Origin of the sequence: Oceanicaulis sp. UBA6590, from assembly GCF_002433705.1 — a bacterium.
Taxonomy (GTDB): Bacteria; Pseudomonadota; Alphaproteobacteria; order Caulobacterales; family Maricaulaceae; genus Oceanicaulis.
The window spans coordinates 1-9097 of sequence record NZ_DJIQ01000025.1; the positions used below are offsets into that span (position 1 = coordinate 1).

The 9097-nt window shown below is 63.2% G+C and carries 7 protein-coding genes and 1 tRNA gene; 2 read left to right on the top strand and 6 right to left on the bottom strand.

Annotated features, from left to right (window positions below; translation table 11 throughout):
- On the bottom strand, nt 1–1593 hold a 1593-nt coding region (locus B2Z70_RS05240), incomplete at its 3' end, for a TonB-dependent receptor plug domain-containing protein (protein WP_292981827.1).
- A 400-nt stretch (nt 1594–1993) separates the two neighbouring features.
- Between B2Z70_RS05240 and B2Z70_RS05245 the strand changes: the two genes are divergently transcribed.
- Nucleotides 1994–2070 (top strand) — tRNA-Val (locus tag B2Z70_RS05245).
- Nucleotides 2071–2188: 118 nt separating this feature from the next.
- Here the strand turns inward: B2Z70_RS05245 and B2Z70_RS05250 are convergent.
- The 4 genes from B2Z70_RS05250 to B2Z70_RS05265 all read right to left on the bottom strand — a co-directional run bounded on the left by B2Z70_RS05250 (nt 2189) and on the right by B2Z70_RS05265 (nt 6949).
- On the bottom strand, nt 2189–3043 hold the full coding sequence (locus B2Z70_RS05250; protein ID WP_009801962.1) for a WecB/TagA/CpsF family glycosyltransferase: 855 nt from the start codon (nt 3041–3043) through the stop codon (nt 2189–2191).
- 340 nt (nt 3044–3383) lie between these two features.
- Entirely contained in the window at nt 3384–5285 is a 1902-nt protein-coding gene (gene mnmC2 / locus B2Z70_RS05255; RefSeq protein ID WP_009801963.1) for a tRNA (5-methylaminomethyl-2-thiouridine)(34)-methyltransferase MnmC2, read from the bottom strand.
- Between the two features lie 69 nt (nt 5286–5354).
- Nucleotides 5355–6221: a flagellar motor stator protein MotA gene (gene motA / locus B2Z70_RS05260; RefSeq protein ID WP_009801964.1), complete on the bottom strand. Its 867-nt coding sequence runs from the start codon at nt 6219–6221 to the stop codon at nt 5355–5357.
- Nucleotides 6222–6739: 518 nt separating this feature from the next.
- On the bottom strand, nt 6740–6949 hold the full coding sequence (locus tag B2Z70_RS05265) for a hypothetical protein (RefSeq protein ID WP_292981831.1): 210 nt from the start codon (nt 6947–6949) through the stop codon (nt 6740–6742).
- Nucleotides 6950–7109: 160 nt separating this feature from the next.
- Between B2Z70_RS05265 and B2Z70_RS05270 the strand changes: the two genes are divergently transcribed.
- Nucleotides 7110–8435, top strand: a complete 1326-nt coding sequence (locus B2Z70_RS05270; protein WP_292981833.1) for an MFS transporter — start codon at nt 7110–7112, stop codon at nt 8433–8435.
- 7 nt (nt 8436–8442) lie between these two features.
- Here B2Z70_RS05270 and B2Z70_RS05275 read toward each other — a convergent pair.
- The coding region (locus tag B2Z70_RS05275; RefSeq protein WP_292981835.1) for a lytic murein transglycosylase at nt 8443–9097 on the bottom strand (655 nt) is incomplete at its 5' end.

The following is a 9097-nucleotide window of genomic DNA, read 5'->3' on the forward strand; positions in this document are numbered from 1 at the left end:
CTGGGTGGCGCCTTCAAACGGGTTGTAAGGCACGCACTCTTCGCCCAGAGCGCCGACGTCGTCGATGGCGCCGAAGCCGCCCGCGAGCGGAGCGTCATAGGTCGGGTCATAGTTGAAGCGGCAGTCGATCTGGCCGGTGGCCGGGTTGATGCCAACATCCAGAGACGCGAAGAAACGATCTTCAGACAGGTCACCGGTCTGGGACACGATCGAGGACGAACCGGTCTGGTAAGCCAGTTCCCAGCTCACGTCGCGTTCCAGCACGGAGAACATGCCGTCCAGAGCGAAGTTGTAGCTCATGACGGTGGTTTCGTTGAAGATGTCCTTGGCGCCAAGGTCGGTGAAGCCCTTCTGCAGGTAGAACCCACTCAGGCCGTTGGCGACAAGGGTGTCACGAACACTCTGGTTCAGATATGCGTAGTCGACCGGGAAGAACAGCGAATCACTGGTCGCGCCGAACAGACCGGACGCATAGAACGGCTGGTTCACCGGCTCAGTCGCTTCGAACTGGTTGGCGAACACGTTCATGGAGAAGTTCACGTAATCGTTGATCTGATAGTCAACGAACGTGGAGAAGTTCATGCGGCGGAACGGCGAACGCAGCGGCGTGATGCCTTCCAGACGCAGGCCGTCACCACCGGACGCCCAGACCAGGTTGCCCGTCGGGAGACCGGGATCATACGCCACCAGGTTACCCGAACCCGCCGGATCGAACTGATAGAAGTTACCATCCGGGAAACGGCCAACACCAACGTTGGTGATCGCTGCAGAACCCGGGGTAAGCAGGCCGGAGAACGACAGGATGCCGGCGGTCGCAGCCGGAACAACACGGGTCTGGGAGCCCGGCGCCGTGCCGGTGTCCGGGTTCACGACGCGGTTGGCGGCGGTCGGGGTGAAGCGCGACCAGCCTTCGGCCAGGTCATCAACGGCGCTTTCCAGAACCGGGCTGGTTTCGTTGAATTCGATCGAGGCCACGATGTTGCCGCGACCGTTGTCGAAGTTGCCGCCCATCAGAGCGCGGATCGAGTACTCGTCAGCAATGTTGTCTTCGGTCCACTGAGAGTAGTCAGCGCCGATTTCAAAGCCTTCGTAGTCGTCACGCAGGATGTAGTTCACAACACCCGCGACGGCGTCGGAACCGTAAACGGCGGCGCCGCCCACTTTCACGACTTCCACGCGCTCGATCATGGCGACCGGGATGTTGTTCAGGTCAACCTGGGAGCCCGGGTTGCCCGAACCGCCAACCGGCGAGTTCGAGGACACGAAACGACGGCCGTCGATCAGGGTCAGGGTACGGTTGGTGCCCAGGCCGAACAGGTTCGGCAGGTTCTGGCCAACACCCGAAGAGCCCTGGTTGCCGATCGGCGTGTTGCCGAAGACGCCCGGGATGTCCAGGACCGCGTCGGCAGCGTTGGTGTAGCCGCGCAGTTCGATTTCCTGAGAACCGATGATCTCGGAGGGCTGGGTGGTGTCAAAGCCCGTACGCGCAATCCGCGAACCCGTCACCACGATGGTGTCTTCGGCGGCCGGCGATTCTTCAGCGGTTTGTTCCGGTTCGTCAGTTTCCTGCGCGAAAACCGGTGCGCCGCCCATGGTCAGCGCCGCAACGCCCGCCAGAACGGTCGAGCGCAACAGGCGCTCTTTGGTAGTAATGCTCACGATCGTTCCCCTTCGGATTGGAACTCCACCTCTATGTGTGGAGGTTGCGCGCAAATTTTATTATGCGCTTGTGAGTTTGATAGATCAGGAAACCGCCGCCTCAAAGACCGAGATCACAGATTTGACACATTGCAGGGCGGCTTTCGCCACCAATGTTGCTTTTTTGCAATAATCGACGATGCGGACCGGACGCGCCCTGACCGAAGCCCCGGTCCGAGCTGCAAAACTTCGCACAAGCGGCAGTCAGGGCGATTGACACGCACGAGCCCTCCGACTTATTACGCGTCCTCCCTCGCGGCCCCCGGGCGGCAGGGGGCCTATGGCACGCCATAGCGGGCGCGTAGCTCAGTTGGTCAGAGCACTACGTTGACATCGTAGGGGTCACAAGTTCGAATCTTGTCGCGCCCACCATTCCCTACCCCATCTCCTTCACAGACAGGCCCGTGACAGACTTTGCCGTCGGGATACGAAAAAGCCGCGCTTTCGCGCGGCTTTCGTGCATCAGGGCGTGAGTCAGGCCGGTCCGCTCTCAGCCCCGACCCAGCAGATCCTGTTCCAGATCATGGAGCCGCGTCCGCGCCCGCCGCCAACGCCACCACAGAGCCATGACCTTCAGACCATCAACCAGATAGCGTTTCCACATCCGGCGCGGCTCCTCGATCAGGCGGAACATCCACTCCAGGCGCAGATTCTGCATCCATTTCGGCGCCCGCCGCGCCTTGCCAGACAGAAAATCGAGCGAGGCGCCCACGCACAGGCCGACCCCGAGACAGTCGCCCCGTTCAAGACAGGCCTCGGCCACGAGCTCCTGTTGCGGCGATCCCACGCACAGAAAGCTGAAACGGGCGGGATTGGCGGCGACAAAAGCCGCGCACTCGGCAATGGCGTCAGGATTGGACTTCAGCCCCATGGGCGGCTGGTGCCAGCGGATATCAGTGAGCCCATAGCGCGCCCTGAGGCCGTCGATCACGCCCTGATCGCCGCCAATCACCACCACTGGCTCCCGGGGATCGATGACCTCATCGAACAGGGCCTGAGTGAGGTCCGAGCCTGTCGTCACATCCACATCCTCGCCGGAGAGCTCGGCGATCAGTTCAAGCACCCGGCTGTCACACACGGTCAGCCAGGCCTGGGCGTAAAGCCGCGCGAGCACCGATTCTCCCTGGAGGCGGACAAGATGGTCCACATTGGGCGTCACGACGAAGGCGAAGGGCTTCTTGGCCGGGCGTTCCGCAATTCTCTTGAGCGCGACATCAGCCGAAATGCGATCGAAAGCGGCGTTCAGGAACCAGATATGACGGGCGCCATTGCGGCGATCCGGCCCCTGCCAGACCACGTCCGAGGCTATGGCGTTCAGCCTGTGCAGATCGAGATGTGCGCTCATCGTGCCGTTTTGCTCCAGTCAGAAAGACTTCGAACTGAAACGAGCAAGAAGGGCGCCGCATCCGATTCGGGATCTTCGCGCATCTCAAGGGAAACCCCGCCAAGGAAGATGCGACATGTCAGTTTATGATCAGGCTCTGGCTCTGGCCCTCGGCTCCGCTGCTGCGGGGCTGCTGTTGACGACCTCTCCTGGATCGACAGCCGGAACACCCCATGCCGCTGTCCGGTTGCAGACAGGCCCTCTGGCCCTGGATCTTGGCGGTCCGGGGTGGGTGAGACTGGCGTCGAGCTCTGACTGCCTCTCCCGGGGTTGCCCGCTCCTGCGGGTGAGTCTCGAACGATCAGCTGCGCCTGAGGCTGCGCCAGAGCAGTCGCGCGGGGTGAAGACTTGCCAGACCGGCCCGCTCGATCGGGGATGGTTCATTGCAGAGCGCGCTGACGAGGGATTCGGCGAGGAGCGGCGCGTGTGCGAAGCCGCGCGCCCCGAAACCGCCTAGGACAAACAGCGAGGACGGCTCAAGGTCGTCCCGGGCCGGCATCGGTCCACCCTTGGCGTGACCCCGCCAGAGTTCTTCATACCCCTCGGCCGGCAAGGGCCCTGTCATCGGCAACCGATCCGCTACCGCCGCTCGCACGCCAGCCCAGCCCTCTTGCAGGCGATCAAGCTCAACCGGTCCGCCCGGCGCCGTACGGGCCAGCTGCCGGAGGGCGATTTCCGCATCCTCCAGCAGGCCGGCATCGGCGCCCTTTTCATGGGTCGCCCCGATCATCAGCCGCCCGTCCAGACGCGCGGCGTATCCGCCCCAGGCGGCTGGCGCCCGCAGATCAAAACCGCTCTCGAACAGCCCCACCTGTCCCGCGGTGGGTTCGAGGGTCAGCCCCCGCCCGGACAGAAGGGCATGCTGGGCCCATCCGCCTGCGAAGATCACCCCGGCATAAGGGCCAAAGCGCTCGCCGGTTCCGGCCTGAAGACGCCAGCCATCGTCTCTCCGCGCCAGAAGCTCCACGCGGACATCGTGTGCGGTCGCATTGCGCGCCAGCGCCGGGACCAGCCGCTCGGGCCGGATCTGCCCGGCGCTCGCCATCCACAGCGCCCCCGCCTCACCGCCGAGGCCGCAACGCCGCGCCGCGTCGGAAGGCGACAGAAACTCAAAGCCGTCATCAAGCGCCTGCGCCAGGGAAAACAGACGCTCGGCGCCTTTGGCGTCAGGAGCGAGACGCGCAACCCCGGTGGGTTCAAAGCCATCCAGATCGCGATAGAGCGTGCGGGCATAGTCAAACGCCGCCAGCAAGGCGCGGTTATGGGGTCGATCCCCCAGCTCCAGCCGTGGCGTCAGAAGACCACGCGGCGCACCGGACGCGCCTGAAGCCCAGCCGCCCTCGGCGAAGACATCGACGCTGCGTCCCCTCAGGGCGAAGGCGTGAACAAGGCTGGCCGCGGCGATGCCGCCGCCGATGATCGCGATGGGGCCCTCAAGCGGTTGCGCTGACGGAAAGGGCGTTGGCGACTCCTCGGCCGGCGCTCCTTCATAGATCGCCTCAAGCCGTTCGCGCTTGCGCCCGAAGCCGGGCTTCTTCTCGACCTTGAAGCCCGCCGCTGCGAGACCGCGCCTAACCGCGCCCGCCACCGTGAAGGTGACCGCCGGAGCGCCGGGCGCGCTCAAGCGCGCCAGCTCCGTGAAGACATTCGTGTCCCACATGTCGGGGTTCCTGGCGGGGGCGAAACCATCAAGGAACCAGGCGTCCGCCTTGAAATCCATGTTCGGCAGCGCGCTCTCTGCCAGATCATGAAAGACGGTCAGCATGACCCGTCCGCCCTCGAAAACACGCCGGTGCGGACCTTTGTGAGGGCTCGGCCACACCTCTGTCAGTTGCGCGCTCAAAGCCGCAAGCTCGGGGAAAGCCGACAGCGCCCGTTCCGCATCCGCTTGCCGGAGCGGGAAGCCTTCAATGCTGACGAAATGAAGCTGCGCATCAGACGGCGCGGTCTTGAGGAACAGATCCCACAGCGCCAGAAAGTTCAGCCCGGTGCCAAAGCCCAGCTCGGCCACCACGGTCGGGCGGCCCCTGGCGAAGCGCTCAGGGAAGTTGGCAGCCTTGAGAAAGACCGAGCGGGTTTCCGCCAGGCCATCCTCGGCGGAGAAATAGACATCGCCCGCATCCAGAGCGACCGGGCCGGTTGCGGTCCAGTCAATCCGGGCATGGGGGCGCTTCAGGGCGTAAGGATCAGGATGTTCAGACATGACAGCGCCCGCCTTGGCCAAAGACCAGGGCGGGCGCAAGGGGAAATGTCAAATGCGCTGCGCGAGCGATTAGATCGTCGGCGCGTTGGAGCTGGCCTCTTCAAGCTCGGCGAAGCTCGGCTGGAAGCTGCTCGGCACATTGCCGCGGCCGATCTCGACGGAGATCTGGGCGGCGTTGCCATGCAGGTGCGCCACGAGCACAGCCTGGATGATCTTGTAGAAGGCGCCCTCTTCTTCGTAGATCTCGTTCAGGCGCGCCGCGAACGGGCCCACCAGGCCATAGGCCAGGAACACGCCGAGGAAGGTCCCCACCAGAGCCGAGCCGATCTTGGCGCCGAGCACGGTCGGCGGCGAGTCGATCGCGCCCATGGTCTTGATGATCCCCAGCACCGCGGCCACGATCCCCAGCGCGGGCAGGGCGTCGGCCATGCTCTGCAGGGCATGCGCGGGCGTGGCGGCCTCGTGATGGTGCTTCTCGATCTGCTTTTCCATCGCGTCCTCGACCTGATGCGGGTCCTCGAGGTTCATCGTCATCATCCGCAGCGTGTCGCAGATGAAGTCGATGGCGAAATGGTCCTTCATGATCTTCGGATAGGCGGAGAAGATCGAACTGTCGTGCGGGTTCTCGATATGAGATTCCAGCGCGATCACGCCCTTGGTCTTCATCGTCTTGGTCAGCTGGAACAGGAGGGTCAGCAGGTCCATGTAATCCTGCTTGCCCCATTTGGGCCCCGAGATCAGCTTGGCGAAGTCGCCGGCCGTCTTGGTGATCGTGCCCAGCGAGTTACTGATCAGGAAGGCGCCGATCGCGGCGCCGCCGATCATCATGAGTTCGAACGGCAAGGCCGCGACAATGATGTCGAAGTGCCCCCCGGCGAGCGTGAAGCCGCCGAACACCATGCCGAACAGGACAACAATCCCGATAATCTGAAACATTCCCACCACCCGTTCTAGGCGACATCCGAAGACCCGGCGGCTCCTGCCGCTCTGTCGCCTTCAGCGTCCGATTTCGGGACGGTTATACGCGCTGATGCTTAAGGCCCGGTTTGCGACGCGTTAGGAGCTGGGAAAGACTCTGGGGTTGGGGCGGAGCGTATCTGTGTGCATCGATTTAGTCACAAAAAAACAACGCGAGGAATCTCAATCTTTAATATCAACAGGGCGCATCAATCCAATTCCTATCGTAAATAAAATCATGGCAACAAAGTGAGCAAATAAAGTGCTAATCCCATATAGCACGTAATTTAATCCCATTATGTAAAATATCGCAAACGAAACCCAGCCAAACGCGAACAGGCCGCTCACTAAAGTAAATTCTTTGAGGTATTTAGTCATTTCAACGCTTCCGCATCAAATGAGGGTCAAACAACCCTTATAGACTCCACCGCCATGACATGAATGAGATAGGCCCTGTCAGCCCCTGACCTGCACAGCTGTTTGCGACGCACCATCTCTTAATGTCTTTCAAAATTGAACCAATCGCGCAATGGGATAGCCGCGACCCACATCGACAAAGAAAAACCTGCAACAAGCACACCGACGGCCACATGATTGGCATAGCCGCCGAACGAGAAGTAATTGAAGTATGCGTTCATAGCACTAGCCACCATTATTGCAGCAACAGAAACACCAAATACCTTGTGTGCGATCGAATATTTTTTCATGTCTCATTCACCCGCATTCCGCACCTTCAGGGCCGGAACTACCAGCGTTGAACACATCATAGGGAACACCAGCCCATTTAGCGACGCAGTTTCGGACTGAAACGAATAACCTCACGCCAGCCGTACGAGCCCCACGCATAGCCGCCCTGCTCTCATAGGCATGGACGCCGCTCACGGGCGGGCCTATGTCTGTAAGCCTATGAACCCGCCCTATGATCCCGCCAATCCATCGAGCCCTGATGTGCGCAGGCGCGCCTTCCGGCTGCTGTTCCTGTGCCTGATCGCGACCTCCATCGGCAATTCCATGCTGTTCGCGATCCTGCCGCCGCTGGCGCGAGAGCTAGAGGTGGACGAGATCTTCGTCGGGGCGATCTACACGCTTTCCGCCCTCCTCTTCCTGATCATGAGCCCGGTCTGGGGCGCCCTGTCGGACCGGCATGGCCGCCGCCCGCTGATCGTGTTCGGATTGTCGGCCTTTGCAGGCTCCTGCCTGGTCTTCGCCGCAGGCGCCTGGGCCGGTCAGGTGGGCCTCCTGCCGCCCATGGCCGCGATCATCGCCATGGCGCTGGCGCGCTCGATCTTTGGCGGGCTGGGCTCGGCCACCAACCCCTCCGCCCAGGCCTATGTGGCGGACCGCACCGAGCCGTCCCAGCGCACCCGCGCGCTGTCGAGCCTGACGGCAGCGTTCGGGCTGGGCACGGTGATCGGCCCGGCGCTGGCGGGGTTCTTCTCCCATCGGATCGGCATTTCCACCTTCATGGTGCTGGTCGCCATCATGGTGGGCATTGCGGCGGTCTGCGTGCGCCTGTTCCTGCCTGAACAGACCCCGCCCCAGAAAAAGGGCCGCCCGATCAATCCTCTGGTGCAATTCAGATTCGCCGGAGATCCGCGTCTCACCGCTTTCATGATCTATGGCTGCGCGATGTGGATGGCCCAGGCGGCGAGCCTGCAATCACTCAGCTTTTACATCATGGACCGTCTGGGCATGGACGCGGCGGGCGGTCTGCAACTGGGCTCCATCGCGCTGACCATGGGCGCGGCGGGGCTGATCTTCGCCCAGCTTGTCGTGATCCCCGTGCTGAACACCTCGCCTCGCGTCCTCATGATCATCGGCGCTGTGATGGTGGTTCTGGGCAACGCCACGATGATCTTCGCGCCCAATTATGTGGTCATCGTGATCGGCTACATGTTCAACAGTTTCGGCTTCGGGCTCGCGCGCTCGGGCTTCACTGCGGGCGCCTCGCTGGCGGTCGAGCCCGAGGAACAGGGCCGGGCGGCGGGTCTGACCACCGCCACGGCGGGCGTGGGCTTCATGATCGCGCCCATCACCGGGCTGTGGCTCTATCAGAGCGTGGCGCCGGCCGCGCCCTTCGAGCTCAACGCCAGCCTCGCCGTGATCGGCTGCGCGCTGGCGCTGCTGCATCCGCGGGTGCGGGAGACGACGGCGGCGCTGGTCCCCAATGTCGAGGACACGCCGCCCGCCTGAGCGCGGCTTACTGCGCCCGAGCCATCACCGCCTCATAGGCGAGACGCCCGGCATAGCCATCCGGCGTGAGCCCGTTGGCGGCCTGGAAGGATTTGAGCGCCGCGCGGCTATTGGCCCCGAAAATGCCGTCCACGCCCCGCGTGTCATGACCGAGATCGGTCAGGGTCTGCTGCAGTTCGCGCGCCTGGGACCGGGTGATCGGGGGATTGTCTTGCGGCCAGTCCCCCGGCAGGGCGTCGAGACCCGACAGGCGCTTGGCGAGATAGCTGACCCCCAGCGCGTAGGCGGTGGAATTGTTATAGCGCATGATGACGTCGAAATTGGTGAAGGCCATGAAGGCCGGACCTGACGCGCCCGCAGGCAGCAGGATGCGGGCGGGGCGATAGAGATCATCCGGGCTCCATTCCCCGCTCACCGGCCGCACGCCATCCATGGCCCAGGCGGAGACGGCGCGGCGGTCGCGCTCTTCCCAGCCCGCAAAGTCAAAACCCTCCGGCAGAGCGACTTCGGTGACGACGGGCGCCCCGGTCTGCCAGCCCGCCCGCGCCAGAAGGTTCGCCGCAGACCCCAGCGCATCGGCTTCGGTCGTCCAGATGTCGCGATGCCCGTCACCATGAATATCGACGGCCCGCTCCATATAGGTGGTCGGTATGAACTGGGTC

Coding starts and splice junctions, on each gene's coding strand:
- B2Z70_RS05265 (WP_292981831.1), bottom strand. CDS start 6,949: ATGAAAAAATATTCGATCGCACACAAGGTATTTGGTGTTTCTGTTGCT.
- mnmC2 (WP_009801963.1), bottom strand. CDS start 5,285: ATGTCTGAACATCCTGATCCTTACGCCCTGAAGCGCCCCCATGCCCGG.
- B2Z70_RS05270 (WP_292981833.1), top strand. CDS start 7,110: ATGGACGCCGCTCACGGGCGGGCCTATGTCTGTAAGCCTATGAACCCG.
- B2Z70_RS05250 (WP_009801962.1), bottom strand. CDS start 3,043: ATGAGCGCACATCTCGATCTGCACAGGCTGAACGCCATAGCCTCGGAC.
- motA (WP_009801964.1), bottom strand. CDS start 6,221: ATGTTTCAGATTATCGGGATTGTTGTCCTGTTCGGCATGGTGTTCGGC.